Origin of the sequence: Nonomuraea sp. KM90 (assembly GCF_052246675.1) — a bacterium.
Lineage (GTDB): Bacteria > Actinomycetota > Actinomycetes > Streptosporangiales > Streptosporangiaceae > Nonomuraea.
The window spans coordinates 1-26,694 of the sequence record NZ_JBQQCB010000011.1 but is presented as its reverse complement, the minus strand read 5'-3'; the positions used below and the strand labels follow the sequence as shown (position 1 = coordinate 26,694).

Genomic DNA, 26,694 nt, shown 5'->3' with positions numbered 1-26,694 from the left:
CGCCCCCTCGGCGCATGAACGGGCCAGACCTGCTCGCTTGTTCACTTATCGCTCACCGATTCTCGTGCCCGGGGGGTCACTCGCCAACTCCTCTTCGCTCGGTCGTACGGTCTGTGCCGCGAAGCCCGCGACCACGACACCGGCGAGGGCGAGGTAGGCCCGCCGCCCGGCCGCGCGCAACTGCCCGGGATCGACGACCTCCGCGCCGCCGGGCGCCAGGTCGTCCTCCCAGGGGACCCTGACGATGGCCCGGCACCTGCCTCTGGCCACCGACTCCGCCTGCTCGACGTCGGTCATGGAGCGCCTGCTGACGCCGTTGACCACCATCACCGCCCGCCTGCGCAGCTCCGCGCAGCCGTGCCCGTCGAGCCACTCGTACGTCATCGCCACCGCCTCCGATGCCTCCTCGCTCGCCGGGACCACCAGGACGAGCTGGTCCGCGTACGGCAGCAACCGGGCCGCCAGGGCGGCGGCCGGGTCGATGACGGCCAGCTTGTAGTGGCGGTCGAGCAGGCGCATGGATTCGCCGAGCCGGTGGTCGGAGAAGAAGGACCGGTCCGCCAGGCGCTGCTCGGCGCCCGCGTCGGTGTCCGCGCTGATCACCTCGAGCCCCGAGGCGGTCCGCGTGGTGTACCCCCGCATCGTGAGATAGCCGCTGACCCGGTCGAGCCCCGACAGCAACGAGGTCAGGGTCTCGGGGGTCTCCGGCTGGATCTTGCTGGTCAGGGTGCCGCCGCCGGTGTTGGCGTCGACGGCCACGACCCTGTCGTCACGGTATTGGGCGAAGGTGTGGCCGAGCATGAGCGCCGTGGTGCTCTGACCGGCGCCGCCGGTGCACCCCAGCACGACGACCCGGCGACCGCCGCTGAACACGCCCCGGGCCCTGGCCTCGTCGATCTCGGACCCGTCGGTACGCACCCCGCCACCGCCGACGACGACCTGCGCGATACGCCGCCACCCGCCGGAGTCCCGCCCGACGACGGACTCGACCCTCCGCACCCGCCCTTCCCCGGGCCTGGGGACCGGAACCGGCGTGACGATCTCCCCGGGGTCATCCGGCTCGTTCAGCGGCCGGCCGACCCCCTCGGCCGCCACCTCGAGCTTCGGCGCCTCCCGCCCTTCACCACGGTCACCCGCCCGCCCGCTCCCCACCGACGGCACCCCGCGCCCCCGCCCAGCCGGGGTCGCCCCACGCTTCCCCACGGCCGGGGTCGTCTCGCGCTTCTCCACTTCTGGAGTTGCCTCGCGCTTCTCCACGGCCGGAGTTGCCTCGCGCCCACCTGCGCGCCCAGGCGCCTCGCGGTCGTCACCGGTCGGAGACGCTCCCCGCTCGGGCACAGCGGGGGTCGCTCGCCGCTCGCTCACGGCCGGAGGCACCTGCGCCTCAGCCGGCGCATCGGCCGACTCGTCAGGCACCGCACGATCATGCGCAGACGCATCGCGATCTCCCGCCGCCGTCGCGCTACCAGCGCCCGCAGCACCGCCGTCGCCCGCCGCCGCAGCACTGCCGTCGCCCGCAGCACCGCCATCGCCCGCTGTCGTGGTGCTACCGCTGCCCACTGTCGGGGCGGAGCCGGCACTCGTCGCCGGTTCCGGCCCCAGAGCGGCGTCGGTCACCTCACCCCCCGCCGCAGCGGGCGCCTGCTGCACGACGTCCTGCGGGTCGTCACCCGAGGCGCCCGGCGTGCGGCTCGCAGCCCCCGCCTGAGCGTCTCCCGGTGGGCGCCCGTTCCCCGGAACGTCCTCGGGGGTCTGGTTTCGGCGGGTCCCGGGACGGGGCAGGGGCTTGGCGTCCGGGTTGAGCGGCGGCCAGACCCGCTGCGCGCCCGACAGCACCAGCCCGGGGGCGAGCCTCGGCGGCTGCCCCTTCCTGTGCTGGTCCCGGGCGACCTCGTCCTGGGGCCGCTCCCCTTCCCTGCGCACGCCACCCTCGGCCCGCCCAGCCGTACCGGCCGGGGCGTCGGCACTCGCCGCGAGCCGCCGCAACCGCCGCAGCGCCTCGGTGTCGATGGGCTTGCCCGCGGCGGGCTTGCGGCTCTCGGTCGTCCTGATCGGCACGCTCGCCTCACGCGCGGCCAGAGCCTCGGCGCTCATCTCCCCATGCGCGGTCCCGACCTCCGGCGCGCCCTGCGCCCCGGCAGCGGCCTCCCGGCCCGCGCGCGCCCGACCGCCCGCCTCGCGATCCGCCTCCGAACGGTCGGCCACCTCGCGGCCGGCGGCCGAACGGTCGGCCGGATCGCGGGCGGGCAGTGCACGGCCGCCGATCGCCTCCCGTACGACTGCCTCATGGCCCGCGTCGACCGGCCGCACGGTCTCCCTGTCGCGCACGGCAGGCTCGCGTTCGGCCGTCGCCGATCCCGGGGCCGACGCGGATGCCGGCACCGGCGGAGTCACCGTGCCGGTCGGCTCGTCGTGGAGCGCCACCGGCTGCTCCCGACGCCGCCCAGGAGCCCCTGAGAGCCCCTCCTCGCGCCGTACCGGCCCCGCCGGGGATCCGGCGGCCTGATGCCGGGTCCGGGCTCTGAGAGCGGGCGCTGCGCCGCGCCGGGCGCCCCAGCCCGTACGGGCGGGCGGCTCCGCCACGGGCGCCTGCGATGCCGCGGCCGCCGCGGCGGCGACGGCGGGACGCACCTGCCGGGGCCCGGTGATCCGCTGCCCCTCGCGCCCGCGCTGCTGCCGGCGGGCCTTGCGCGGCGCCTTCGACTTGGCCCGCGCCGGCGTCGTGCGCCAGACGCGGCCGGAGAACGTGACGGCCTCGGGCTCCGACGTGGGCGCCAGGCGGTACCACGCCTTCGGCTGGCCCAGGTAGCGGAGATGGGATTCCAGCAGTTCGGTCAGCCGCTTGCCCTCGATGACGGGACGGGTGGACAACCACGTCACGATGCCCGGCGGCACCAGGAACAGCACGTGCCAGGGCATCTCCACCGGCACGCCCACCAGGACCAGCAGGAGCGACCACGGGACGAACACCCCGACGAAAACGCCGATCCAGACGATCGGCAGCGGCATCGGCAGCCGTAGGTCGTACAGCTTGTAGAGCCGCTTCTCTATCCGCCAGATGTTCGTGTACGTGGGCAGGTCCACGCGGTCCTCCTCTCCACCCGCTCGTACATGACCGCCGCGGAGCGGTCTCAACCCTTACCTGATGCCCAGTGCGCCCGCGATCGCCTTCGCCGTCACCTCGATGATGTTGGGAACGTAGAAGATCACTCCGATGGCCACGGCCAGGATCAGGAACTGCACGAACCGCGTGATCTCGCGGGTGAAGAGGAAGAAGAGCGCGACCACGGAGACGACGACGAGGAACAACGGGGCGAAGAACGCGCGCAGGAAGTCGGCGAGCCCTCCGGTGTCAATGCCGGTCGACGTCGGTGTCGGCGTCATTTCGATCAAGGTGAACACTATGGTCTTCAAGGTCACTTCTCGTCCTCCCGGGGGGTACCGATCAGCAGCGCGGCCGTGCTTCTATCCAACGACCCGGCCGGCGCCGCGGATGTCGGCGACGAACCACTTGTCGCCCTGCTTTTCGACGGTCAGGCGGTAGACCTGCTCCAGCGTGCCGCCGACCGCCGTGGGGTCGGTGGTGCTGGGAGTGGGCGCGGCGTCGCCGTTCCGCACGGCCCACACCACGACCGCCTGGATCTCTCGGGTGGCACCCCCCACAGGCACCACGACTTCCTTGAGCTGTGAGAAGGCGAACGCGCCGCCGAAGCTGGGCAGGCTCTTGCCCGCGGCGACATAGCGCTGCAGCCCGGCGGCGTCGCCGGACGCGTAGTCCTTGAAGAAGCCCTCCAGCTGTGGTTTGAGCTCGGCCGCGGCCGCGTCGTCCGTCTCCGGCCGGGCGACCTGGGGGAGGTCGGCCGGGGGCGGCGCGGGCAGGATCGCCGGGCTGCCCGCCACGACGAAGCGCCCGCCGGCGTCGCCGGCGTAGTAGATCGGCACCGAGAGCATCATCCTGCGCGGACCCGACTGGAACGCCACGCGCACCACGGCGTTGTGGTCGTCGGTCGGCTCGATGTCGTACGGCTGGATCGCGACGGCCGCCATCTGGCCGTAGCCGTCCCAGCCCAGCTGCGGATCCATGCCCTCGGCCAGGAACGCCGCCAGTTTGTTCGACCTGCTGGCCGCGTCTTCCGGGTTGAAATTGAGATAGACCCCGGCGAACTGCGCGGCGAAAGCCATGCCGCGGTCTGCGGGGAACCCCTTGTCCGCCTGCACGGCGCCATTGGACATTGCAGGCTCTTGCTGGGTAAACCGCTCAAATGGGGCACGAATCCCATTCACCACGATAACCACAATAAGCGCCCAGAGAATGATGCGGCCGGTCCACACCAGCCACCGTCCGCCGCCACCCGACCAGCCGCCGCGCCGCGGCCGGCGGGGCGGCGGCGCGTCGAAGTCAGCCGTGTCCAGGGTTGCGGAAAGCCCGGGCCCGTCAGCGATCCGAGGATCGTGCTGGACGGTAGACCTACGAGCCATCACGCCTCCGCTCGCGCCGATCCCCCCGGCTGGCGCGGTGTCGTCCGTTGCCGATCCCCATCATCCGCGGTGAAGTAGTCACCCTATCCGGTCTCCGCCATTGTTCCAGGAAAGCCACGCCCATGCTGCGGCATGACCGTCCTGACGGCAAACCGGGCCCGCATGACAGGCCACAGTGCCGATTCCTGTCAATTCCCGGTGGAATCGGCTTCTGACCAGGCCAGACGCCTAAAATCGCATAGCGGGACGGCCATGGATTCCTGTCCAAAACAGGCATGGACTGTCGCGACCTGCGGATTCGGCATGGATCGCGAGCAGAGGGGGTCCAGGTCAGGCCGGCTCCGGGTCCTGGGAGGAGCGCGCCTGGCGCCTGCTGTGCAGATCGACGACCGTGGGCCGGACCGCCCGCTCCAGCGAGCCGCGCAGATCGGCCAGCATCTCGGCGGGCTCGCGCTCCCGCATCCGCGTCGCCATCTCGTTCCGCTCGTCGACCTTCCTGCGGAGGTACGCCTCGCGGTTGACGCGCAGGCCGTACATGAGCTCGACCCTGATGAGGGCGAGCTCCTCCTCGAGGCTGATGCCGGCGAGCGTGGGCGCCGGGCGTCGTTTCCGGATGATGCGACGGATCATGAGGGCCTCCCGAGTCAGCGTGAACGCCGTGACGATTCGACGCGCGGGGGCCCAAAGTGGTTGACGCATCAGTTGTCCCCGGAACAAACGTCCAGTCGTCCCCGGGAATCAGACCTCTAAGGGTGCTTCGCCGCCGGTCGCCGTCGGTAACCTACCGTAGCGAAGGTTCGCTCTACGTGATTGGACACAGGACATGCGACGAATCGCCGCGGCTCTCGCGCCCGCCGCTCTGCTCACCGCGTACGCCCTCGCCGCAGTCTCTCCCGCCCTCGCCGCGCCCGCCTGGGTGACCGCCGGCGAGTGCACCGACGACGGCGGCACCGTCACGCCGGTCGGCGAGGGCATGGCCATCTGCCGCGGCGGCACGTGGGACCAGCAGCTCGTCCACGCCGGCTGAGAGGGGAACGGGAGCGCGCGGCCGAAAAAGCTCCGGCCGCGCCCCACTTGCCGCGAACGCCTGCTCAGACGTTGAAGCGGAACTCCACCACGTCCCCGTCGCGCATGACGTAGTCCTTGCCCTCGACGCGGGCCTTGCCGGCCGAGCGGGCGTTGGCGATGGAACCGGCCTCGACCAGCTCCTCGAAGGAGACGACCTCGGCCTTGATGAAGCCGCGCTGGAAGTCGGTGTGGATCACGCCGGCCGCCTCGGGCGCCGTGGCGCCCTTCCGGATCGTCCAGGCCCTGGTCTCCTTCGGCCCGGCCGTCAGGTAGGTCTGCAGGCCCAGCGTCTCGAAGCCGACCCTGGCGAGCTGGCGCAGGCCCGACTCCTCCTGCCCGACCGACTGCAGCAGCTCCAGCGCCTCGTCCTCGTCGAGCTCGACCAGCTCCGACTCGATCTTGGCGTCGAGGAAGACCGCCTCGGCCGGGGCGACCAGCGTGGACAGCTGCTCCCTGAGCGCCGAGTCGATCAGCTCGTCGGCGTCGAGGTTGAACACGTACAGGAACGGCTTGGCCGTCAGCAGGTGGAGCTCGCGCAGCTCGTCGCGGTCGAGGCCGCTCTCGAAGATGGTCTTGCCGGTCTCCAGGACGGCCAGCGCGGCCTCTGTGGCCTCCAGCGCGGCCTTCTTGTCCTTGTTGTTGCGCGCCTCCTTCTGCAGGCGCGGGATGGCCTTCTCGACCGTCTGCAGGTCGGCCATGATCAGCTCGGTGTTGATGGTCTCGATGTCGCGCTTGGGGGAGATCTCGCCGTCCACGTGGGTGACGTCGGGATCGCCGAAGACCCGGATCACCTGGCAGATCGCGTCGGTGTCGCGGATGTTGGCGAGGAACTGGTTGCCCCTGCCCTGCCCCTCCGAAGCGCCCTTGACCAGGCCCGCGATGTCGACGAACTCGACCTTGGCGGGCAGGATGCGGGCCGAGCCGAAGATCTCGGCCAGCACGGGGAGCCGGTCGTCGGGCACGCCGACGATGCCCACGTTGGGCTCGATGGTGGCGAACGGGTAGTTCGCCGCGAGCGCGTTGCCGGTCTTGGTCAGCGCGTTGAAGAGCGTGGACTTACCGACATTGGGCAGGCCGACGATGCCAATCGAGAGACTCACGGAGAGCGAGTTTACTTGCTGAGCACGTACAGACAGGTCACCGGACGGTAGCCACCGTCGGCGCGCAGGTAGCGGCGCGAGCTCGGCGGGCAGTCCCCGGGCGCGGCCTCGAACGACAGCACCCTGGCCCAGGCGTGCGGGGAGTCGCAGGGCACCCTGGTGACGGCGGACCTGGCGATCACGTCGGTGGCGGGCTCGGCGACGCACGCGCCCCGGTCGAGCACCTGGCCGCCCCGGCCCAGGCAGATCACGTGGGAGTCGCCGTCGAGGGTGTCCAGGGTGCCTGCGGGGCATCCGGTGGCGGCCGGGACGATCGCGACCGCCCTGCCGTACCAGCCGGGCCGGGCGCAGGCCCGTTCGCGGCCGTCGAGCGTGACGCAGTCGCCCGGCCTGAGCAGGCCGCCGCCTCCTCCGGGGGCGCCGGGGTGCGGGTCCAGGAAGTTGCGTACGCAGGCCGTACGGCCCCCGCCGACCCGCAGGACGGCGTCGGTGTCCAGCGGGCAGTCGCCGGGCCCCGGCGGGTCGGGGGCCAGCCCCACCACCTCGGACTCCCCGTCGTTGCACTCGATCAGCGCGTAGCCGCCCGTGACGCACGCGCCGGGCGACCAGCGCAGCACCGGCCGGACCCCGGCCCCGGCTCCGGACCCGTCCCCTGACCCGGCTATGACGGCGCCGGCCAGCGCGACCAGGGCGACCGCCACGGCGGCGCCGGCGGCGGCCAGCTTCGGTAGCGTGTCCATCCCAGTACTCTGAGTGACAGCGCATATGCCGCACAAGCGGAACGCCCAAGCGTGTCGGGAAGAGCCGCGCCCCGAAGTCCTGCAATCATCGATGGAGTGGACGTCGTCTCGCTTCTCATAGGTCTCGCCGTCGGGCTGGTCATCGGGTTCCTCGTGGCCAGGACGCGGGCGGCGGTGCGGGTGGCGGAGGCCGACGCGCGTGCCAGGTCGTCCGCCGAGAAGCTGGTCTACGTCGAGGAGCAGCTCACCGAGCGCTTCCAGGCCCTGTCCACGCGCGCGCTCGACGTCAACAACGTACGTTTCCTGGAGCTGGCCGAGACCAGGCTGGCGGCCAGCCGCGCCGAGGCCACCGGCGACCTGGAGCAGCGCAGGCAGGCCGTCGAGCACCTGGTGGAGCCGCTGAAGGACGCGCTCGCCCGGGTCGAGGCGCAGCTTCGCGACACCGAGTCGGGCCAGCGGGCGGCGCGGGCCGAGCTGGTCAAGCAGATGGAGTTCGTCCGGCAGAGCCACGAGCAGCTCCGCTCCCAGACCACCGCCCTGGTCAGGGCCCTGCAGCGGCCCGAGGCGCGCGGCCGGTGGGGCGAGCTGCAGCTCCGCAGGGTCGCCGAGATCGCCGGCATGCAGCGCCACTGCGACTTCGACGAGCAGGTCACCGAGGGCTCCATGCGGCCCGACATGGTCGTCAGGCTGGCCGGGGGCAAGAACATCGTGGTCGACTCCAAGGTCTCGCTGGCGGCCTACCTGGAGGCCGCCGAGGCGTCGGACGAGTCGCTGGCCTCCGTCCGCCTCGACGCGCACGCCCGGCACGTGCGCGAGCACATCGACCGGCTGGCGGCCAAGGCCTACTGGCAGGGGTTCAACCCGTCGCCGGAGTTCGTGGTGCTGTTCATCCCCGGTGAGGCGTTCCTGGCGCCGGCCCTCGAACGCGATCCCGGGCTGCTCGAATACGCCATGACGCGGCGCGTGCACATCGCCACGCCCACGACGCTGATCACGATGCTGCGCACCGCGCACTACGCCTGGCAGCAGGCCGCGCTGAGCGAGAACGCGCGGGCGGTATTCGAGCTGGGCAAGGAGCTGTACGAGCGGCTGTCGTCCCTGGGCCGCAACGTCGACTCGCTGGGCAGGGCGCTGACCCGGGCCGTGGAGGCGTACAACAAGTCGGTCGGGTCGCTCGAAAGCCGCGTCCTGGTCACCGCGCGCAAGCTGCACGATCTGGGCGTCGTCGACGGCGATCTCGACTCCCCCGAGATGCTCGAAGCGCTGCCCAGACCCCTGGCCTCCCCCGAACTGCTCGAAACCTCATCTCTGATTTCCCACGCGAACGGTAAGTTGGCCAACGGGTCACAGTAAACGGGGGAGGCCGAGTGGGTGAGAAAGGCAGGCGTTCTGCCGTCAGGTTGACGGCGCGCGGCGCCATCGCGCTCGCCCTGGTGGCCACCCTGGCGGGCTATGTGCTGACGGCCGTGCTCGACGTCGACCACGTCGTGGGCGCGGCGTTCGTGCTGTCGAGCCTGCTCGGCGCCCTGCTGGTCAACCGGCGCGAGCTGCTGTCGCTGGTGGTGACGCCGCCGCTGGTGTTCTTCTGCGCCACGCTGTTCGTCGAGCTCGGGCGGGCTTTCGGATCGGTGTCGATCGTGCAGTCGCTGGCGCTGGGGCTCTACACGTCACTGACGCGGGGCGCGCCGTGGTTGTTCGCGGGCTCGGCGATCGTGCTGGGCGTGGCGTGGCGGCGGGGGCTCCGCGACAACGTACGCGAGCTGCGCGAAGAGCTGAAGGCGGGCGCGGCGGAGGTGCCGCGCCCGCGCCAGCCGTTCGTACCCGAACCGGAGGGCTATTTCGAGCCCAAGGTCTACGGCACCCCGCGCGGGGAGGACTAGGAGACGCGCAGGTCCTTGCGCAGCTCGTGGGGCAGGGCGAAGCGCATGCTCTCCTGCACCGGCTCGACCTCGCTCACATCGCCGAACCCGTGCTTGGCCAGCCGCGCCAGCACCTCGTCGACCAGCTCTTCCGGCACGGAGGCACCGCTGGTCACACCGACCGTGGTGACGCCGTCGAGCCACTCGTCGCGGATGAACTCGGCGTTGTCGACCAGGTAGGACGCCTGCGCGCCGTAGTCCTTGGCCACCTCGACCAGCCGCTTGGAGTTGGAGGAGTTTTCCGAGCCGACCACGATCACGAGCTCCGACTCGGCGGCGATCTCCTTGACCGCCACCTGACGGTTCTGCGTGGCGTAGCAGATGTCGTCGCTGGGCGGGTCGATCAGCGTGGGGAAGCGCTCCTTGAGCCGGGCGACGGTCTCGGTGGTCTCGTCGACCGACAGCGTGGTCTGCGACAGCCACACCAGCCGGCTCGGGTCCTTCACCTGCACCTTGTCGACCGAGTCGAGACCGTCGACGAGCTGGATGTGGTCGGGGGCCTCACCGGAGGTGCCCTCGACCTCCTCGTGACCCTCGTGCCCGATCAGCAGGATGTCGTAGTCCTTCGCGGCGAACCGCTTCGCCTCGTTGTGCACCTTTGTTACCAGCGGGCAGGTGGCGTCGATGGTGCGCAGATGACGCTGCCTGGCCTCCTCGTGCACGGCCGGGGACACTCCATGGGCGGAGAACACGACGATCTCCCCCTCCGGCACCTCCTCGGTCTCCTCGACGAAGATGGCGCCCCTGGCCTCGAGCGTCTTGACGACGTGGGTGTTGTGAACGATCTGCTTACGAACGTAGATCGGCGCGCCGTACTGCTCCAGAGCCTTCTCGACCGCTACCACGGCTCGATCGACTCCGGCACAGTAGCCCCGTGGCTTGGCGACGAGGACTCGGCGGGAAGTGGGGGTCTGGGGCTCCATACTTTCTATGCTACGTGGAGCGGCCTCCTGGCCCGCGCGTGCGTGGTTGCCCGCGGTTTGCCAGACTAGCCGTCCAATACTGACCTCCCAGGGAGACGTACATGTCCCTTAGCGACGTGATACGCAACATCGCAAGAACCGTCACCAACAAGGACGAGCTGAAGGAGAAGGCGAAGGACCTGCCCCTGCTCGTCGTCCAGACCACGCTCAGCGCCGCGGGCCAGGCGCTGCTGCTCGTGGACCGCATGAAGAACTCCATCAAGGGCCTCGGCCGCAAGGAGGAGGAGCGCGAGGAGGTCCACGACTCCCGTCCCTCCGCCGCCGAGCAGGTGGCCGTCGCCCCGGCGGAGGCCGAGGAGGACAAGCCGGAGCGCAAGGAGCCGGTCATCTTCGCGCCGCGGCCCGGCACCGCCGAGCCCAACGGCGTCGCCAGGACCAAGCCCGACCCGGTCATCTTCGCGCCGGCGGGCAAGGCCGAGCCGGTGACCGTCGCCGAGCCGGAGACGGAGGCCGCCCCCAAGGCCGAGTCCGCCACCAAGACCGCCCCCAAGCCCGCAGCCAAGCCCGCCCCCGAACCGGCCCCCGAGCCCGCCCCCGCTCCCGAGGCCGCCCCCAAGGCCGCGGAGCCGGTGGCCGCGCCCGAGCCGGCGCCCGCGCCCGAGCCCGCCGCGGCCACGGCGGAGCCCACCCGGGCGCCCGAGCCGGCCGCCCCCGCGGCCGTGGATCTGACCGAGCCGCTGCCCGGCTACTCCGAGCTCACCGTCGCCTCGCTGCGCGCCAGGATGCGCGGCAAGTCCGCCGAGCAGATCGGCGACTACCTGGCGTACGAGCGGGCGACGACGGCGCGGCCCGAGGTCATCCGGATGTTCGAGAACCGCCTCGCCAAGCTCCAGGCCGGGGAATAAGTCACACCGAACCCGTAGTCTTCCGCCATGACCTCGAAGACCACGCCCGAGTCTCCCCTGCCGATCCGCACGGTCCTGCAGATGGTGGGCGGCTGGATCGGCAGACTCGGCACGGTCTGGGTCGAGGGCCAGATCACCGACCTGAGCGCGCGTGGCGGCACGGTGTACATGACCCTGCGCGACCCGGTCGCCAACGTGTCCGCCAGGGTCACAGCCCCGCGTGGCGTCTACGAGGCGACCGAGCCGCGACCGTCCGACGGCGCGAGGGTCGTGGTGCACGTCAAGCCCGACTTCTGGGTCAACAGGGGCTCGTTCGCCTTCACCGCGCTGGAGATGCGCCCGGTCGGCGTGGGCGAGCTGCTGGTCCGGCTGGAGCGGCTCAGGAAGCTGCTGGCCGCCGAGGGGCTGTTCAACGCCGACAGGAAGCGGCGGCTGCCGTTCCTGCCGGGCACGATCGGGCTCGTCTGCGGCCGCGACTCGGCGGCCGAGCGTGACGTGCTGGAGAACTCCCGCCGGCGCTGGCCCGCCGTGCGGTTCAAGGTCGAGGAAGTGGCCGTGCAGGGGCCGTACGCGGTGGCCGAGGTCACCGAGGCGCTGCGCAAGCTCGACGCCGACTCCGCGGTGGAGGTGATCGTCGTCGCCCGCGGCGGCGGCTCGCTGGAGGACCTCCTGCCGTTCTCCGACGAGACGCTCGTCCGCGCGGTGGCCGCCTGCCGCACCCCCGTGGTGAGCGCGATCGGCCACGAGCAGGACAGCCCGCTGCTCGACCTGGTGGCCGACGTGCGCGCGTCCACCCCCACCGACGCGGCCAAGAAGGTCGTGCCCGACGTGGGCGAGCAGCTCACGCTGGTGCGCCAGCTCCGCGACCGGGGCCGCAGGGTGGTGAGCGGCTGGCTCGACCGGGAGATGTCCTGGCTGACGTCCGTGCGTTCGCGGCCCTCGCTGGCCGATCCCGTACGCGAGCTGGAGCGCCGGGCCGAGCAGGCCGAGGCGCTGCGCGACCGGGCCAGGCGCTCGTTGTCCGGCTCCCTCGACCGCGCCGCCGACGACCTCGCCCACCTGCGCGCCCGCCTCGTCTCCCTGTCCCCGGCGGCCACGCTGGAGCGCGGCTACGCCATCGTGCAACATCCCTCCGGCGAGGTCGTACGCCTGGCGAAAGACGTCTCCCCCGGCACCGTGCTGACGATCCGCCTGACCGACGACCGCCTGACCGTGCGCGCGGAGGAGCCGGGCGAAACCGGGGGCGAGTGACCGGCCCGAGGTCTACCGTCGGCCCATGAGAGGACTCACCCAGGTCGCCCAGCACGCCGACGACCTCGACAGGGCCACCGCCTTCTACCGCGACGTGCTGGGCCTGCGGCACATCGCCACCTACCGGCCGCCCGGGCTGGCCTTCTTCGACCTCGACGGCGTACGCCTGCTGATCGAGAAGAGCGCCCCCTCGGCCGTGCTCTACCTCGCCTCCGACGACCTCGAGGCGGACGTGGCCCGGTTACGGGCCAACGAGGTCGCGATCGTCGAGGAGCCGCATCTGATCTTCACCGACGACGGCACGTTCGGCACGCCGGGCAAGGAGATCCGGATGGCCGCGTTCCGGGACTCGGAGGGCAACCTGCTCTGCCTCATGACCTAACCGGCGACGGCCTCGGCCAGGGTGGTGAGGCCGGACTTGATCTCCTCGACCGTCATGCCGCGCTCCTCCCGCTGGAAGGCGATCAGGCAGGCGTTGACCGGCGCGAGGAGGGCGTCGGCCAGGTAGCGGGCGTCGACCTCCGGGCAGGCCTGCGCGATCAGGGTGGCCAGGTGGATGTGGTGGACGCGGTACGGCCCGCTGAACCGGTTCGTCTTGCCGCCCTTCTCCAGCACCAGGAACAACTCCTGCTGCGCCACGATCCGATCGATCAGCGCGTGCAGGAAGGCGACGATCCGCTCGCCCGCGGGGGCGCCGGGGCCGAGCGGCGGCGGCCCGGCGAAGAAGGCGGACTGGAACTGCCGCTCCCGCTCGTCGATCAGGGCCAGGACCAGCCCCGCGCGGTCGCCGAAGCGCCGGTAGACCGTGCCGACGCCGACACCGGCGACGCGGGCGACCTCATCGAGTGACAGGCCCTCGGCGCCGCTCTCGGCGATCATCTTCGCCGCCACCTCGATGATCTTCTGCCGGTTCCGTGCGGCATCGGCCCGTTCGGGCTGGGGTTGCCCGATGACGGGCAGGGATCGACGTCCACGCACGCCGCCGAGCATATCCCTGGCAAACGGAGAACTCTCCGATTAGACTCCAACCGGAGAGTTCTCCGATTTTGAGGAGCCGAGAATGCCCAACGAGTTCAACCAGCAGATCATCGACGAGTTCCGCGCCAACGAGGGCCGGGTCGGCGGCATGTTCGAGGGCTCCCCGCTGGTGCTGCTGACGACCACGGGAGCCAGAAGCGGCAAGCCCACGACCACGCCGGTGATGTATCTCGCGGACGGCGACCGTTACGTGATCATCGCTTCCAACGCCGGCGCCGACAACCACCCCGCGTGGTACCACAACCTGCGCGCCACCCCCGAGGCGAGGGTCGAGGTGGGGACGGAGGAGTTCGGGGTCAAGGCCGAGTTCGTCGAGGGCGAGGAGCGCGATGAGCTCTACGCCCGGATGGTGGCGCTGGCCCCCGGATTCGCCGAGTACGAGGCCAAGACCACCCGTCGCATCCCGGTGGTGGCCCTGCTCAGAACGGCCGCCTGACCGCTCCTCCGGAGACCTGGCACGCCGCCGGAGGAACCGAGGGCCTAGAAGGGCGCGTCGTCGGAGGTGCCGGGCTCGGAGCGGCGGGCCATGGCGGCGGCCAGCTTGACCCTGGCTCCCTGGAGCCACTCCTCGCAGACGGCCGCCAGCTTCTCCCCGCGCTCCCAGAGCTCGATCGACTGCTCCAGGGTGAGCCCGCCGGTCTCCAGGCGGCGCACCACCTCGGTCAGCTCCTCGCGGGCCTGCTCGTATGAGGGTGCCTTCTCGTCTGCCACGCCAACCACCCTAGACGCGCCGGCAGACAACCTCGGCCTCCGCACGCGCGCCTCAGCCGTCCGGAGCACGTCCGGAGCACGCCTCCGGACGGGTGCTCAGCCCTCCGGCCGCTGCTGGAGAGGTGGCCGTCAGCCCTTCGGGCGCTGCTGGAGCCGGCCCGCCAGCTCACCCAGCTCGGCCCAGTCGGCCGTGCCGGTGACGACCAGCGTCACGTCGGGCAGCACGCGCACCAGCGAGCGCTGGTTCTTGTCCTCGCGGAAGCGCTGCTCCCAGGCGACCCCGCCGACCTGCAGCGTGCCCGTGGCCTTGTCGGTGTTGGCCATGCGGCTGGCGAACCCGGCCGCCGGCTGCTCGTTGCTCTGCACGAACATCGCGTGCTCCCGCTGGGCCGTGGCGAACCCGAGGTAGAGGACCTGCGCGCCGTTCTCGCCCTTGGCGATGCGGTTGCTGTTGGGCACCCAGCCGGCCGGGTCGCCCTGGGGGGCCCACACGCCGTACGGCACCGAGTGGCCGAAGTTCGCGACGGTGATCGAGTAGTCGAGCCGCGGGATGTGCTCATCCCGGCTCTGCGGGGTGACCAGCAGGAACAGCCCGGCCCCCGCGAGGCACACGAACAGGGCTACCGCGTAGCCGTACAGACCTTGGGTGAACCGTCGCACAGTTGGCGAGGTTACCCACTGGAGGGACCGGTCGCCGAAGCGGCCGGGCGGATCTGGCCGATGATGGCGAGCACCTCCTCGGCCAGGCCGCGATCGCCCGAGAGCGCGACCTCGGACACGGCCGCCGCCAGCGCCCCCGTGATCACCACGACGAGCGCCTTCTCATCCTCGAACAGCGCCGCGTTGCGCTGCGCCCACTTGCGCAGCCGGTCTCGCATGATCACCTCGAAGCCGGGCGGCCCGTCGCCGCGCAGGAACAGCGCGGCGACCTCGCGCTCCTCAAGGCAGCCGTCGAGGTAGGCGCGGGCGGCGCTGACGAACACGTGCATCGGGTCGCTCTCGCCGGAGGCGCGGGCCGCGCGGGCGGCGAGCTTGGTCCGCTGCGTCTGCCTGGCCTGGAACTCCTCCCACAGCGTGAGGTAGAGATCGGCCTTGCCGGAGAAGTGGTGGTAGAGGCTCCCCACGCTCGCGTCGGCCCTGGCCACCACGTCCGTCACGCCCGCCTCGGCGAATCCCTTGGAGATGAAGACCTCCTGGGCCGCGGCCAGAAGAGAGCTGCGCGTGGCGGCCCCACGCTCGGACGTACGCGGCTGGGCGACCACGTTCTCCACATCGCTCATACGGGATCTCCTCCACGGCGGGGCGCCACGCTCCATGTTGGAGGCAAGATCCTTGGCGCGCACAGCGTATAGCGCAAAATCCGTTCTTCCCCTAGCAGATTATCCCCCTCTGGCCGGGAAGAGACCGGCAACTACGATCGACGTAGATGTCCCACAAGGAGGCCAGCCATCATGTCCGACCAGACTTCCGTGCCGCCGGCGCTCGCGACGAGCGAGCACGCCCCCGATCGCAACCTTGCGCTGGAGCTCGTCCGCGTCACGGAGGCGGCCGCGATGGCGGCGGCCAGGTGGGTCGGCCGGGGTGACAAGAACGGCGCGGACGGCGCGGCGGTGAACGCCATGCGCCAGTTGATCAGCACGGTCTCGATGAACGGCGTGGTCGTCATCGGCGAGGGCGAGAAGGACCACGCGCCGATGTTGTACAACGGCGAGCAGGTCGGCGACGGCAGCGGCCCCGACTGCGACGTCGCGGTGGACCCCATTGACGGCACCCGGCTGACGGCGCTCGGCATGCCCGACGCGGTCTCGGTGATCGCGGTGAGCGAGCGCGGCTCGATGTACGACCCGTCGGCCGTGTTCTACATGGAGAAGCTCGTCACCGGCCCGGAGGCGGCCGACGCGGTGGACATCGAGGCCCCAGTGGCGGTGAACATCAACGCGGTCGCCCGGGCCAAGCACTGCTCGCCGTCCGACGTGACCGTGGTCGTGCTCGACCGGCCCCGGCACGAGCGGCTGGTCAAGGAGATCAGGGAGACGGGCGCGCGCATCAAGTTCATCACCGACGGCGACGTGGCCGGCGCGATCATGGCGGCCCGCGCGGGCACCGGCATCGACCTGATGCTGGGCATCGGCGGCACGCCCGAGGGCATCGTGGCCGCGTGCGCGCTCAAGTGCCTGGGCGGCGTGATCCAGGGCAGGCTGTGGCCGCGCGACGACGCCGAGCGCGCCAAGGCCGTCGACGCCGGGCACGACCTCGGGCAGGTGCTCACCACGAACGACCTGGTCAGGTCCGACGACGTGTTCTTCGCGGCGACCGGCATCACGCAGGGCGAGCTCATGCAGGGCGTACGGTTCCGCGCCGGATCGGCGATGACGCAGTCGCTGGTGATGCGCGGCCGGTCGGGCACGATCCGCAAGATCGAGAGCGAGCACCAGCTCTGGAAGCTGCGCGCGTACAGCGCGATCAACTTCGACACGGCCGGCTGAGCCGCCGCCCGGCCGGCAGGAGAGAGCCGGGCACAGGAGATCAGCGGCGGCGCTTGCGGCGGGGTGGCTCCTTGACCTTGACCTCGCCCGCGAAGTTCGTGGTGCGCACCTCCACCACGGGCGCCCCCGGCTCGGTCGGCTGCTTGGTCAGGCGGACCGTCTTGTCCTTGGCCACCCTGATCACCTCCAGCCCCTCCGGCACGCGGATCTCCAGCCCGCCGAAGACCAGGGTGGCGTTGATGATGATCCGCCGGTTCTGCAGGATCGCGTCGCTGAAGTCCAGCTTGGTCGTGCCGAACATGGCCGTCACGCCGAGCTCGGCCGGCACCACCCAGCGCCCCCCGCGCTGCTCCTTCTTGAAGATGGCCGAGACCGGCCGGCCGTCGAGGTTGAGCGGCTGCTGCTCGGCGGGCAGCAGGTCGGTGGTCAGCGCGGCCAGCTCACCGAGCGTGCGCGCGGCGTAGAGCACCCCGAGCCGCTCCTCCAGCTCCTCCAGCGTGATCCGCCCGTCGGCGTGCGCGTCCTGCAGCACCTGGGCGATGCGTTCGCGGTCGGCGTCGGACGCGCGCAGCTCGTGCGGCTGCGGTATGTCGTTCGGCGCCGGAGGGCGGCGGGCTTGCACCCACTCCTCCGCCAGCCGCTCCCCGACTTCCTGCAGCTTCGGCAACCACGATCCCGCGCGTTCGTTCACACTTCTGACGATATCTGGCGCTCGCCCTGTTCGCTCGTGCCGAATGGGCCGATGTCAGCGGATTCTGGCCAGCAGTCCGGCGATCTTCTCCGCGAGTTCCGCGTTCACCTCGGCGTGGCGGTTGAGCAACCGGTACCACATCCCGCCGAAGACGAGGTAGACGGCCAGTTCCAGGCCCGCGTCCGCGCGCAGGCGTACGACCTGGATGCCAGGAAGCGGCTGCGGCGGCTCAGCGACGACCTCATCCGTCGCGCGCTGACCTGAACACCCTGTTTTCTAAGGATTTTCTTAGGAATCCATCCCCGCGCACGGCCGTTGTTCCCGGCAAAGGGGAGGTGTGCGTGCATCAACCGGCGCGATGGGGTCTCGGCGCGGCAGGCGCGGGCGTAGCGGTGATCCTCGGCCTGGAGCTGTCGAGTCTCGACGAGATGAACCCGCTCAGGCGGACCATCAGCGAGCACGGCCTCGGTCCCGACGGCTGGCTCTTCGGTCTCGGGGTGGGCCTGCTGGCGGCGGGGTCGGTGGCCATCGGGGTGTCGCTGGCCCGCAAGAGGCTGGCCGGGATCTTCGGCACGCTCGCGCTCATGGGGTGGAGCGTCGGGCTGTTCCTGACCGCCTGGTTCGAGAAGCACGACTGGTCGGTCGGGCCGAGCACGAGCGGCAGCATCCACCGGGTGGGCAGCTTCGTGGCCTTCCTGTGCCTGCCGCTGGCGGCGGTCGTCATCGCCCGGCCCTGGCGGCACCGGGAGCGGTCCCGGGCCACGCTGCTGGCGTTCGGGTTCGGGATCTGCTCGGTGTTGTGGGTGGTGGGCATCGGCGCGGTGATGCTGGTCGGGGCCGGCAACGGGCTGCCGTGGTATCGGGTCATGCCGCTCGGGCTGGTCGAACGCGGCCTGGCCGTCACCGAGGTCGCGGCGCTGCTGGCGCTCGGCGTGTGGGCGGCCGCGCGGCGGCTGAACGTGGCGGAGCCGGCGCGCGAGGAGGCCCCCGCCGAGCAGCCCGCCGGATAGCTAGGGCCGCAGCAGGGCGATCAGGTCGTCGACGTATCCCCTGAAGACGGCCGCCATGTCCACCCGCTCCGGATCGATGAGCCACTGCGTCTGCAGGCCGTCCATCATCGCGATCAGCCGGTCGGCGTGCGCCTCGGCGTCGAGCCCGGCCCTGAGCTCGCCGCGCTCGGCGCCCCTGCGCAGCGCCGCCGCCACGTTCGCGCGCAGCCGCCGGTAGCGGCGCCTGGCCCAGTCGTGCCCGGGGTGGCCGGGGGTCACGGCCTCGCCGCTGATCACGGAGAAGAGCTGCACCAAACCCGGCACGCGGGAGTTGTGCTCCACCACGCCGACCAGGGCCCGCAGCGCGTCGATCCCGCCCTCCGGCGCGAGGTCGAACTTGCGTGTGTCGAGCTCGTCCCGGTAGTCCAGCACCGCGATGAGCAGCAGCTCCTTGGTCCTGAAGTGGTGCAGCAGCCCGGCCTGGGACAGCTCGGCGCGCTCGGCGATGCGGGCCAGCGACGCGCCGCGGTAGCCGTTCTCGGCGAACTCCAGCAGCGCGGTGGCCAGGATGCGCTCCCTGCGCGCCGCGCCGGACGCGTAGCCCCGTTTCACTCCCGGCAGCCTATCCGGGTGCTGGCGGAGGGCGTCTGGCAGCCGCTAACCTGACCGCGCCTCACGTTTGATTCCCCCGATCAGGAGGCCGCCGTGCCGTCCTTGCGTGATCGCCAGACCCGGGTCGCCGCCTTCTTCGTCTTCGGCGTGCAGGGCCTGTCCTTTGCCACTCTGCTCATCCAGGTCGCGAACCTGCAAGCCAAGCACGAGCTCGACGAGGGCACCCTCACGTTGCTGCTGCTGATCGTGCCCGTGTTCGCGGGCGTCGGCAGCGTGGCGGCGGGCGCGTTCGCCGCTCGGCTGGGGAGCAGGCTGCTGCTGCGCGTCGCGCAGCCGATGGTGGCCGTCGCCGTGGTCCTCGCCGGCCTCGCGCCGAACGTGCCGCTGCTGGTGCCGGTGCTGCTGCTGTTCGGGGTGGCGGTGGGCGCGGTGGACGCGGGCATGAACATGCAGGGCGTGGCGGTCGAGCGCAGGTACGGCGTCCAGGTGCTGAACGGGTTCCACTGCGTGTGGAGCGTGTTCAGCATGGCCGGCGCGCTGTGGGCCTCGGCGGCGGCCGACCTGCCGCTCCCGGTGGTCATGGCCGTCCCCATGGTCTTCGCCGTGGCCGGCTCGATCTACGCCGGGCCGAAGCTGTGCTCGCCGAAGGAGGAGAAGGTCGAGACGGCGACCGTGACCGCGGGCAGGTTCCCGTGGCGGCCGATCCTCCCGCTCTGCCTGGCCATGGGCTTCCTGTACGTCGGCGACGCCGCCGTCTCCAACTTCAACACGGTGTTCATGAAGGACGTGCTGGCGGCCGGCCCGAGGGTGATCCCGCTGGCCTACGTCGCGTACCAGGCGACCACCCTGGCCGTCAGGCTCGGCGGCGACTTCGCCGTCCGCCGGTACGGCCCCGCCGTCATCGTCAGGATCGGCGGCCTGATCGCCACCCTCGGCTTCCTGGGCGTCGTCGTGGCCCCCAACCAGTTCCTGGGCATCGTCGCGTTCGGCCTGACCGGGGTGGGGCTGTCGGTGGTGGCGCCGCAGTCGTTCTCGGCGGCGGGCCGGCTGGACCCGGCGGGCACCGGCGTGGCCATCGCCAGGGTGAACCTCTTCAACTACGTCGGCTTCATCGTGGGCGCGGCCCTGGTGGGCGGCATCGCGGACGCCGCGGGCATGCGGATCGCGTTCGCCGCGCCGCTGGTGCTGGCCGCCGCGATCATCGTGCTGGCCCCGGGCTTCGCGCCGAAGCGGGCGGCGGCCACCACTGATCAGGCGGCCACCTGATCCGGCTCCAGCCGATTATGCGGGTTCCAGCCGATCAGGCGGGCTCCAGCAGGGCGACCGCCGCGTCCACGGCCGCCGCCACGTCGTCGTCCGGCGGGTAGAGCAGGGCTCGCCCCGCCACCAGCCCGCACACCCCGGGTAGCCGCAGCGCCTTGCGCCACGCGGCGTGGGCCACGTCGGGCGTGTCGCCGGGATCGCCGCCGAGCAGCAGGACCGGCAGCGTGGTGGCGTGCAGGACCCGCTCCATGTCGGGCACCACCGGGATCTTCAGCCAGGTGCGCGCCGAGGTGGCCCCCAGCCCCTGGGCGACGTTGACGGCCCGGATCACGCCGTCGGGCGACAGATCGTGACCCGCCCGGCTCGACCAGAACGGCTCCACCATCGCCACCAGCCCGTCGCCGGCCAGCTCGGTGATCGCCCGGCCGCAGGACTCCAGCGTCGCGGCGGTGCCGGGCTCGTCGAGCGCGATCCGGCAGAGCATCTTGCCCCCGTCCAGCCGCATCCGGGCGATGGCCCCGGCGTCGTACGCCGTGAACCGGTCGTCGAACTCGAACACCGCCCCCTGCAACCCGCCCCGGTTCATCGACCCGATGACGATGAGGTCGTCGAGCGCCCCGAGCAGCAGCAGGTCCTCGACCACGTCGGGGGTGGCCAGCAGGCCGTCCACGCCGGGGCGGCGCAGCGCGACCATCAGCCGGTCGAGCAGCTCGACCCGGCTCCCCATGGCCAGCGGCCGGCCCCCCACGCCCAGCGCGCCCCGGGCCGGATGGTCGGCGGCGATGATCATGAGCTGGCCGCGCGGGCCGAACAGCGGCCGGCGCCGCCGTACCGCCGCCGCCTCCGCGATGCGCTCGGGGAACCTCGCCCTGACCTGGCGCAGCTCGCGATAGTCAGCCACCCTGCGGCGCTCCGTCCGGGCATGTGCGAACCCTCATCGCCGTACCTCCGCTACCTCGACCGGACGGTGCTCGCGCAGGGACAGGTCGGCGGCCTCGGCCACGTACAGGGCCTCCAGCGCGTCCTCGATCGAGCACGGGCTCCGGTCGCTGGTCAGGAAGGCGTCGATCTCGTCGCGGTAGGCGGTCTCGAAGCGGGTGACGAAGTCCGGCCAGGGCTCGTCGGAGCGGGGCGCGTCCTCCGTCGTGTGGAGGGGGGCGCGCGAGCTGAGGCCGACCGCCTGCGTGCGTTCGGTGCCCGCCAGTTCCATGCGCACGTCGTACCCGCCGCCGTTGTAGCGCGAGCCCTGGAGGGTGGCCAGCGTGCCGTCGTCCAGCGTCAGGAGCGCGGCGCTGGTGTCCACGTCGCCCGCCGCCGCGAAGAACGCGGCGCCCCGGTTGGCGCCCTTCGCGTAGACCGACACCACCTCGCGGCCGGTCACCCAGCGCAGGATGTCGAAGTCGTGGATGTGGCAGTCGCGGAAGATGCCGCCGGACAGCGGGATGTACTCGGCGGGCGGCGGGGCCGGATCGGCCGTCACCAGGTGCACGCGGTGCAGCTCGCCCAGCTCCCCCGCGCGCAGCGCCGTCGCCGCCGCCACGTAGCCGGGGTCGAACCTGCGCTGGAACCCGATCTGCACCCGGTTGCCGGCGCTCGACTCCAGCACCTTCACGGTGTCGGCCACCGTGCCGGCCACCGGTTTCTCGCAGAAGGCCGGGATGCCCCGCTCGCACGCCTTGACGATGAGCTCCGCGTGGGTGCTGGTCGGCGTGGCGATCACCACGGCGTCCGCCTCGAACGCGTCCCCGGGCCTCCCGTACGGCGACGTGCGTACGGGATCGGCCACGATCAGCTCGTCCACCAGGGGATGCGCGGCCAGGGTCGCGGCGTGGAAGGCTCCGATCCGGCCCAGACCCAGCAGTCCCACACGCATGGCGCCTCCAATTCGGGATCCGGCTTTCTTTCTAAGCGAGCGTTTCTCCCTCAGTCAACAATTTGTCCTGACATTCGGACCTTTAAGCCTCGGACAGCCTCGGCCGCCTTGTGCGCGGGCAGCCGCGCGAACCCCACCACCACGGCCGGCGGCCCCGCCGCGTCCCGCATCGGCCCCACCGGCTCGGCGGACACGCCCAGCTCCTGCGCGACCCGGACCGTACGCGACTCGTCCCACCGCCCCGGCAGCTCCAGGTACACGTGCAGCCCCGCCTCGATCCCCTTGACCCGGACCTCCGGCAACTCCTCGGCCAGCGCCTTGACCAGGGCGTCCCGGCGGCGACGGTATTCCCTGCGCATGCGCCGCAGATGCTTGTCGTAGCCGCCGGTGCGCAGGAAATGGGCCAGCGCGTACTGCTCGATGACCGGGGAGCCCAGATCCAGCTCGCCCCGCGCCCTGCGGACCGCCTCGGCCAGGTCGGGCGGCGCCGCCACCCAGCCCAGCCGCAGGCCGGGCGCCAGCGCCTTGCTCACGCTGCCCGAGAGGATCACCCGGTCGGGCGCCAGCCCCTGCAGGCAGCCGACAGGGTCGCGGTCGAAACGGAACTCGGCGTCGTAGTCGTCCTCCAGGATCGCGCGGTTGCCCGCGTAGACCCACTCCATCAGCGCGGCCCGGCGCGGCGGCGAGAGCACCACCCCGGTCGGGAACTGGTGCGCGGGCGTCACCAGGACGGCGTCCCCGCTCAGCTTGCGCACGTCCAGCCCCTGCTCGTCCACCGGCACCGGCACGAGGTGCGCGCCCGCCCGCCGCAGCAGCGGCACCTGGCGGTGGCTGGTCGGGTCCTCGACGGCCAGCCGGAGCGGGCGCTGCTGGGTCAGCACGTGCAGGACCAGGCTCAGCCCCTGCGCCACGCCGCCGACGATGACGAGGTTCTCCGGGCGCACATCGGCGGCCCTGACCCGCCTGAGGTAGCCGGCCAGCTCTTCGCGCAGCTCAGGCACGCCGCCGGGGTCCCCGTAATCGAGGGCGTCGGAGGGTACGGTGGTCAGGACGTGCCTGACGGCCGCCAGCCAGCGTTCACGGGGGAAGTGGCTGAGGTCCGGGGAGGTGGGGCGATGACCGTAGTACGGAGCGCACACAGGGGTGTTCGGCGACCGGCGGGCCGGCTTGGGCCGGACCGGCACCGGGTTGCGCGGCCTGGAGTTGGCCCGCGCGGCGTTCTTGGGGGTGACCTGGGTGCCCACGCCCACCCGCGAGACCAGGAAACCCTCGGCGACGAGCTGCTCGTACGCCTCCACCACGACGCCCCTGGAGACCTGGAGGTCGGTGGCCAGGTCGCGGGTGGCGGGCAGGCGGGTGCCGGGGGTGAGCCGCCCGCCCCGGATGGAGTCGCGCAGCTCAGACGCGATCTGCCCGGCGATTCCCCCCTTATCGCGATTTATCTTGATATGGAGGTCAGCCATATTGGTCCTGTCTTCTGGCGGGACATTGGACTGTTTGCGGGAACCATTGTCTCCCTAGCATCCTTCGCATGAGAAACGGAATCGTGGGGGCCGCCGCGGCCATGTTCCTCGTCGGAACGCTGGCCGGCGTCGCCGGGCTCGTTGACTCGTATCCCATATACGGCGGACAGGCTGTTCGGTATCTCGTCGCTTCGGTCATCCTGCTTGTCATAACGCGAGCGCTGGGCCTGCGGTTCGTGCGACTCGCTCCGCGCGACCTGCTCTGCCTGGCCGGGCTGACGCTGCTCGGCCTGGTCGTCTTCAACGTGGCCGTGGTCGAGTCCACCCGCGCCTCCGGGCCCGCGCTGGTCGGGACCGTGCTGGGCACCGTGCCGCTGGCGCTCGCGCTGGCCGGCGGGCGCCCCGCGCCCCGGCTGCTGCTCGGCGCCGGCGTGGTGGTGACCGGGGCGACGCTGGCAACAGGGCTCGGCAGCGGCACGACCGAGAGCCTGCTGTGGGCCCTCGCGGCGCTCGTCGGCGAGGTGAGCTTCTCCCTGCTGGCCATCCCGCTGCTGCCCAAGCTGGGGCCGATCAGGGTCTCGGCGTACTCGACGGCGCTGGCCGTGCCCATGCTGGCCGTGGTGGGGCTGGTCACCGAGGGGGCGGGCATGTTCAGGACGCCGACGGTCCCGGAGGTGCTCGGGTTCACGTATCTGGCGATCGTGGTCACGGTGATCGCGTTCTTCCTCTGGTACAGCTCGCTGCCCAAGCTGGGCCCGGGCCGGGCGGGGCTGTTCGCGGGGCTCATCCCGGTGGCGGCCATCGTCACGGGGGCGGTGCTCGGGGTCGCGATGCCGACCGCGTACGACCTGCTGGGCGCCGGACTGGTCGTCGTCGGCATCCTGGTCGGCCTCAGCGCCGAACGCTCGAGCGCGAAGGCGGCCGTCAGACCGTCGGAGGCCTGACGGGGTCGGTCCACCGGTCACTCCCGAGGCGCGTAATCTCTTGGAGGACCGAAAGGATGGACATGGGCGAGTTCGACTACACCGACCTGCTTCCGCTTGGAGCCGACGAGACGGAATACCGGCTGATCACATCGGAGGGGGTGCGGAAGGTCGAAGCGGCTGGGCGTACGTTTCTCGAGGTCGAGCCGGAGGCGCTGCGGCTGCTGACCGAGACGGCCGTCCATGACATCTCCCACTACCTGCGCGCCTCGCACCTCGCCCAGCTCCGGAAGATCGTCGACGACCCCGAGTCCAGCGGCAACGACCGCTTCGTCGCCCTCGACCTGCTGAAGAACGCCTCCATCTCGGCCGGCGGCGTGCTGCCGATGTGCCAGGACACCGGCACCGCCATCGTCATGGGCAAGCGCGGCCGCCACGTGCTGACCGACGGGCTCGACGCCGAGCACATCTCGCGCGGCGTGTACGACGCCTACACCAAGCTCAACCTCCGCTACTCCCAGATGGCCCCGCTCACCATGTGGGAGGAGAAGAACACCGGCAGCAACCTGCCGGCCCAGGTCGAGCTGTACGCCGAGGACCCCCACGGGCACCCCGACGAGTACAAACTGCTGTTCATGGCCAAGGGCGGCGGCTCGGCCAACAAGTCGTTCCTGTACCAGGAGACCAAGGCCGTGCTCAACGAGAAGCGCATGCTGGCCTTCCTGGAGGAGAAGATCCGCTCGCTGGGCACCGCGGCCTGCCCGCCGTACCACCTGGCCATCGTCGTGGGCGGCACCTCCGCCGAATACGCGCTCAAGACCGCCAAATACGCCAGCGCCCGCTACCTCGACTCCATCCCCACCGAGGGGTCGGCGTCCGGGCACGGCTTCAGGGACCTGGAGATGGAGGCCAAGGTCTTCGAGCTGACGCAGAAGCTGGGCATCGGGGCGCAGTTCGGCGGCAAATACTTCTGCCACGACGTACGCGTCATCCGCCTCCCCCGGCACGGCGCCTCCTGCCCGGTGGCCATCGCCGTGTCCTGCTCGGCCGACCGCCAGGCACTGGCCAAGATCACCCCCGAGGGCGTGTTCCTGGAGAAGCTGGAGACCGACCCGGCCCGCTTCCTGCCCGAGACGACCGACGAACACCTCTCGGACGACGTCATCCAGGTCGACCTCAACCGGCCCATGCCCGAGATCCTCGCCCAGCTGACGAAATATCCCGTCAAGACCCGCCTCTCCCTCACCGGCCCCCTCGTCGTCGCCCGCGACATCGCCCACGCCAAGATCGCCGAGCTCCTCGACAACGGCGGCGAGATGCCGCAATACCTCAAGGACCACGCCGTCTACTACGCCGGACCGGCCAAGACCCCCGAGGGCTACGCCTCCGGCTCCTTCGGCCCGACGACGGCCGGGCGCATGGACTCGTACGTCGGGCGCTTCCAGGCGGCGGGCGGCTCGATGGTGATGCTGGCCAAGGGCAACCGCTCCAAGCAGGTCACGGAGGCCTGTCAGCAGCACGGCGGCTTCTACCTGGGCTCCATCGGCGGCCCCGCGGCCCGGCTGGCGCAGGACTGCATCAAGAAGGTGGAGGTGCTCGAATACCCCGAGCTGGGGATGGAAGCGGTGTGGAAGATCGAGGTCGTGGACTTTCCCGCGTTCATCGTCGTGGACGACAAGGGTGACGACTTCTTCACCGACAGGACCGGCCCGGTCCTGTCCATCGGCCGCCGCTGACCCCCGGCTCTCCAGGAGAGCCTGCGCACACCCCGACACCCTGCGCCCCTCCCCGCCGACGGCCCCCGACTGACACCGCTCGTGGCACGGCCGGGCCGGCGCGCGCCTGCCCGGCTGCTTCTGCCCGCCGGCCCGGCCACGCCTCCGTGCGTCCGCACGCGGGCCGCCGGGTCAGGCGACACGAAAACGCCTCGCAGGCGAGCGGAGGCTACTGAGCAGACGCGAACGCGGGCCGGGCCCGTGAACGGCCTGGCCCCGCCGACCCGCCTGCCCCCGCCGCCAGCGCGCCCGCCTTCGCCTTCTGCGCCCTCAGCTTGCGATTTAAGCAGGTCCGGGCATCGGTGCAGGTGCGTCCAGATCGCGCCCGATGTTGTGGCATATCACCATGTAACGGGATGTACCGGAATGTGACTGCCGCGCTACGGCGTGTCGTGTCAGTCGGGAGCGGCCACCGCCTTCATCTTCGGTGTTGAGAAGACGCCGGAGAAGAGGGGTGGCCGCAGATGTTCACTATTGCAGGCGCG

At 71.5% G+C, this 26,694-nt stretch carries 29 protein-coding genes; 13 read left to right on the top strand and 16 right to left on the bottom strand.

Annotated features, from left to right (window positions below; all coding sequences use genetic code 11):
• Positions 1 to 45 precede the first annotated feature (45 nt).
• From ACTWPW_RS14920 to ACTWPW_RS14905, 4 genes are all read right to left on the bottom strand, one after another.
• On the bottom strand, positions 46 to 3,084 hold the full coding sequence (locus tag ACTWPW_RS14920; protein WP_443169031.1) for a TcpE family conjugal transfer membrane protein: 3,039 nt from the start codon (positions 3,082 to 3,084) through the stop codon (positions 46 to 48).
• 54 nt (positions 3,085 to 3,138) lie between these two features.
• A complete protein-coding gene (locus tag ACTWPW_RS14915) occupies positions 3,139 to 3,384 on the bottom strand; it encodes a hypothetical protein (RefSeq protein WP_245642445.1) in 246 nt (81 codons plus the stop codon).
• 81 nt (positions 3,385 to 3,465) lie between these two features.
• Positions 3,466 to 4,233, bottom strand: coding sequence for a conjugal transfer protein (locus ACTWPW_RS14910; protein ID WP_375113366.1), 768 nt, complete (start codon positions 4,231 to 4,233; stop codon positions 3,466 to 3,468).
• 576 nt (positions 4,234 to 4,809) lie between these two features.
• On the bottom strand, positions 4,810 to 5,109 hold the full coding sequence (locus ACTWPW_RS14905; protein ID WP_375113365.1) for a hypothetical protein: 300 nt from the start codon (positions 5,107 to 5,109) through the stop codon (positions 4,810 to 4,812).
• A gap of 193 nt (positions 5,110 to 5,302) precedes the next feature.
• On the opposite strand from ACTWPW_RS14905, the gene ACTWPW_RS14900 reads away from it, so the two are divergent.
• On the top strand, positions 5,303 to 5,506 hold the full coding sequence (locus tag ACTWPW_RS14900; RefSeq protein WP_375113364.1) for a hypothetical protein: 204 nt from the start codon (positions 5,303 to 5,305) through the stop codon (positions 5,504 to 5,506).
• A 64-nt stretch (positions 5,507 to 5,570) separates the two neighbouring features.
• Here ACTWPW_RS14900 and ychF read toward each other — a convergent pair whose 3' ends face one another.
• Positions 5,571 to 6,647 (bottom strand): redox-regulated ATPase YchF, encoded by a 1,077-nt coding sequence (ychF, locus tag ACTWPW_RS14895; RefSeq protein WP_364118885.1) that lies wholly within the window; start codon positions 6,645 to 6,647, stop codon positions 5,571 to 5,573.
• Positions 6,648 to 6,658: 11 nt separating this feature from the next.
• A complete protein-coding gene (locus ACTWPW_RS14890; RefSeq protein WP_375113363.1) occupies positions 6,659 to 7,387 on the bottom strand; it encodes a hypothetical protein in 729 nt (242 codons plus the stop codon).
• Positions 7,388 to 7,483: 96 nt separating this feature from the next.
• Here ACTWPW_RS14890 and rmuC point away from each other — a divergent pair, with 96 nt between their 5' ends.
• The gene (gene rmuC / locus ACTWPW_RS14885) at positions 7,484 to 8,740 is read left to right on the top strand and encodes a DNA recombination protein RmuC (protein WP_375113362.1); all 1,257 of its coding nucleotides are present in this window, start codon (positions 7,484 to 7,486) and stop codon (positions 8,738 to 8,740) included.
• A 14-nt stretch (positions 8,741 to 8,754) separates the two neighbouring features.
• Entirely contained in the window at positions 8,755 to 9,267 is a 513-nt protein-coding gene (locus tag ACTWPW_RS14880; RefSeq protein WP_364118890.1) for a DUF6542 domain-containing protein, read from the top strand.
• Here ACTWPW_RS14880 and ACTWPW_RS14875 read toward each other — a convergent pair.
• On the bottom strand, positions 9,264 to 10,229 hold the full coding sequence (locus tag ACTWPW_RS14875; RefSeq protein WP_364118893.1) for a 4-hydroxy-3-methylbut-2-enyl diphosphate reductase: 966 nt from the start codon (positions 10,227 to 10,229) through the stop codon (positions 9,264 to 9,266). The two genes, ACTWPW_RS14880 and ACTWPW_RS14875, sit on opposite strands and share 4 nt — an antisense overlap.
• Positions 10,230 to 10,330: 101 nt before the next feature.
• Here ACTWPW_RS14875 and ACTWPW_RS14870 point away from each other — a divergent pair, with 101 nt between their 5' ends.
• From ACTWPW_RS14870 to ACTWPW_RS14860, 3 genes are read left to right on the top strand one after another with little or no spacing between them, the layout of a single operon-like run.
• Entirely contained in the window at positions 10,331 to 11,134 is an 804-nt protein-coding gene (locus tag ACTWPW_RS14870) for a hypothetical protein (RefSeq protein WP_443169030.1), read from the top strand.
• A 27-nt stretch (positions 11,135 to 11,161) separates the two neighbouring features.
• Entirely contained in the window at positions 11,162 to 12,385 is a 1,224-nt protein-coding gene (gene xseA / locus ACTWPW_RS14865; protein ID WP_443169029.1) for an exodeoxyribonuclease VII large subunit, read from the top strand.
• Between the two features lie 25 nt (positions 12,386 to 12,410).
• On the top strand, positions 12,411 to 12,767 hold the full coding sequence (locus ACTWPW_RS14860; RefSeq protein ID WP_364118902.1) for a VOC family protein: 357 nt from the start codon (positions 12,411 to 12,413) through the stop codon (positions 12,765 to 12,767).
• Here the strand turns inward: ACTWPW_RS14860 and ACTWPW_RS14855 are convergent.
• Positions 12,764 to 13,363 carry a TetR/AcrR family transcriptional regulator gene (locus ACTWPW_RS14855; RefSeq protein ID WP_443169028.1) on the bottom strand — a complete coding sequence of 200 codons (600 nt, stop codon included), beginning with the start codon at positions 13,361 to 13,363 and terminating at the stop codon, positions 12,764 to 12,766. The genes ACTWPW_RS14860 and ACTWPW_RS14855 overlap by 4 nt on opposite strands.
• Positions 13,364 to 13,445: 82 nt before the next feature.
• Between ACTWPW_RS14855 and ACTWPW_RS14850 the strand changes: the two genes are divergently transcribed.
• Positions 13,446 to 13,859, top strand: coding sequence for a nitroreductase family deazaflavin-dependent oxidoreductase (locus tag ACTWPW_RS14850; RefSeq protein ID WP_375113357.1), 414 nt, complete (start codon positions 13,446 to 13,448; stop codon positions 13,857 to 13,859).
• Positions 13,860 to 13,903: 44 nt separating this feature from the next.
• Here ACTWPW_RS14850 and ACTWPW_RS14845 read toward each other — a convergent pair whose 3' ends face one another.
• The 3 genes from ACTWPW_RS14845 to ACTWPW_RS14835 form a co-directional block, all read right to left on the bottom strand.
• Entirely contained in the window at positions 13,904 to 14,134 is a 231-nt protein-coding gene (locus tag ACTWPW_RS14845; RefSeq protein ID WP_375113356.1) for an exodeoxyribonuclease VII small subunit, read from the bottom strand.
• Between the two features lie 129 nt (positions 14,135 to 14,263).
• Positions 14,264 to 14,794, bottom strand: a complete 531-nt coding sequence (locus ACTWPW_RS14840; RefSeq protein WP_375113355.1) for a DUF4245 domain-containing protein — start codon at positions 14,792 to 14,794, stop codon at positions 14,264 to 14,266.
• A gap of 11 nt (positions 14,795 to 14,805) precedes the next feature.
• Positions 14,806 to 15,414, bottom strand: a complete 609-nt coding sequence (locus ACTWPW_RS14835) for a TetR/AcrR family transcriptional regulator (RefSeq protein WP_443169027.1) — start codon at positions 15,412 to 15,414, stop codon at positions 14,806 to 14,808.
• 171 nt (positions 15,415 to 15,585) lie between these two features.
• On the opposite strand from ACTWPW_RS14835, the gene glpX reads away from it, so the two are divergent.
• On the top strand, positions 15,586 to 16,620 hold the full coding sequence (glpX, locus tag ACTWPW_RS14830; protein WP_364118920.1) for a class II fructose-bisphosphatase: 1,035 nt from the start codon (positions 15,586 to 15,588) through the stop codon (positions 16,618 to 16,620).
• Between the two features lie 40 nt (positions 16,621 to 16,660).
• On the opposite strand, the gene ACTWPW_RS14825 is transcribed toward glpX, so the two are convergent.
• A complete protein-coding gene (locus ACTWPW_RS14825) occupies positions 16,661 to 17,311 on the bottom strand; it encodes a DUF1707 SHOCT-like domain-containing protein (protein ID WP_364118923.1) in 651 nt (216 codons plus the stop codon).
• A gap of 51 nt (positions 17,312 to 17,362) precedes the next feature.
• Here ACTWPW_RS14825 and ACTWPW_RS14820 point away from each other — a divergent pair, with 51 nt between their 5' ends.
• On the top strand, positions 17,363 to 17,575 hold the full coding sequence (locus ACTWPW_RS14820; RefSeq protein WP_443169026.1) for a hypothetical protein: 213 nt from the start codon (positions 17,363 to 17,365) through the stop codon (positions 17,573 to 17,575).
• 77 nt (positions 17,576 to 17,652) lie between these two features.
• Entirely contained in the window at positions 17,653 to 18,321 is a 669-nt protein-coding gene (locus ACTWPW_RS14815) for a DUF998 domain-containing protein (protein ID WP_375113353.1), read from the top strand.
• Here ACTWPW_RS14815 and ACTWPW_RS14810 read toward each other — a convergent pair whose 3' ends face one another.
• Positions 18,322 to 18,912: a TetR/AcrR family transcriptional regulator gene (locus ACTWPW_RS14810; protein WP_443169025.1), complete on the bottom strand. Its 591-nt coding sequence runs from the start codon at positions 18,910 to 18,912 to the stop codon at positions 18,322 to 18,324.
• Positions 18,913 to 19,005: 93 nt separating this feature from the next.
• Between ACTWPW_RS14810 and ACTWPW_RS14805 the strand changes: the two genes are divergently transcribed.
• A complete protein-coding gene (locus ACTWPW_RS14805) occupies positions 19,006 to 20,178 on the top strand; it encodes an MFS transporter (RefSeq protein WP_443169024.1) in 1,173 nt (390 codons plus the stop codon).
• A gap of 34 nt (positions 20,179 to 20,212) precedes the next feature.
• On the opposite strand, the gene ACTWPW_RS14800 is transcribed toward ACTWPW_RS14805, so the two are convergent.
• The 3 genes from ACTWPW_RS14800 to pdxR are packed head-to-tail and all read right to left on the bottom strand — an operon-like array spanning position 20,213 to position 23,511.
• Positions 20,213 to 21,076: a Cgl0159 family (beta/alpha)8-fold protein gene (locus tag ACTWPW_RS14800; RefSeq protein WP_375113350.1), complete on the bottom strand. Its 864-nt coding sequence runs from the start codon at positions 21,074 to 21,076 to the stop codon at positions 20,213 to 20,215.
• 33 nt (positions 21,077 to 21,109) lie between these two features.
• Complete coding sequence (locus ACTWPW_RS14795; RefSeq protein WP_443169023.1) at positions 21,110 to 22,048, bottom strand: Gfo/Idh/MocA family protein; 939 nt, start codon at positions 22,046 to 22,048, stop codon at positions 21,110 to 21,112.
• Between the two features lie 50 nt (positions 22,049 to 22,098).
• Positions 22,099 to 23,511: a MocR-like pyridoxine biosynthesis transcription factor PdxR gene (pdxR, locus tag ACTWPW_RS14790; protein ID WP_443169022.1), complete on the bottom strand. Its 1,413-nt coding sequence runs from the start codon at positions 23,509 to 23,511 to the stop codon at positions 22,099 to 22,101.
• 68 nt (positions 23,512 to 23,579) lie between these two features.
• Here pdxR and ACTWPW_RS14785 point away from each other — a divergent pair, with 68 nt between their 5' ends.
• Complete coding sequence (locus tag ACTWPW_RS14785; protein WP_375113347.1) at positions 23,580 to 24,455, top strand: DMT family transporter; 876 nt, start codon at positions 23,580 to 23,582, stop codon at positions 24,453 to 24,455.
• A gap of 62 nt (positions 24,456 to 24,517) precedes the next feature.
• Positions 24,518 to 26,170: a fumarate hydratase gene (locus ACTWPW_RS14780; protein ID WP_364118945.1), complete on the top strand. Its 1,653-nt coding sequence runs from the start codon at positions 24,518 to 24,520 to the stop codon at positions 26,168 to 26,170.
• Positions 26,171 to 26,694 lie beyond the last annotated feature (524 nt).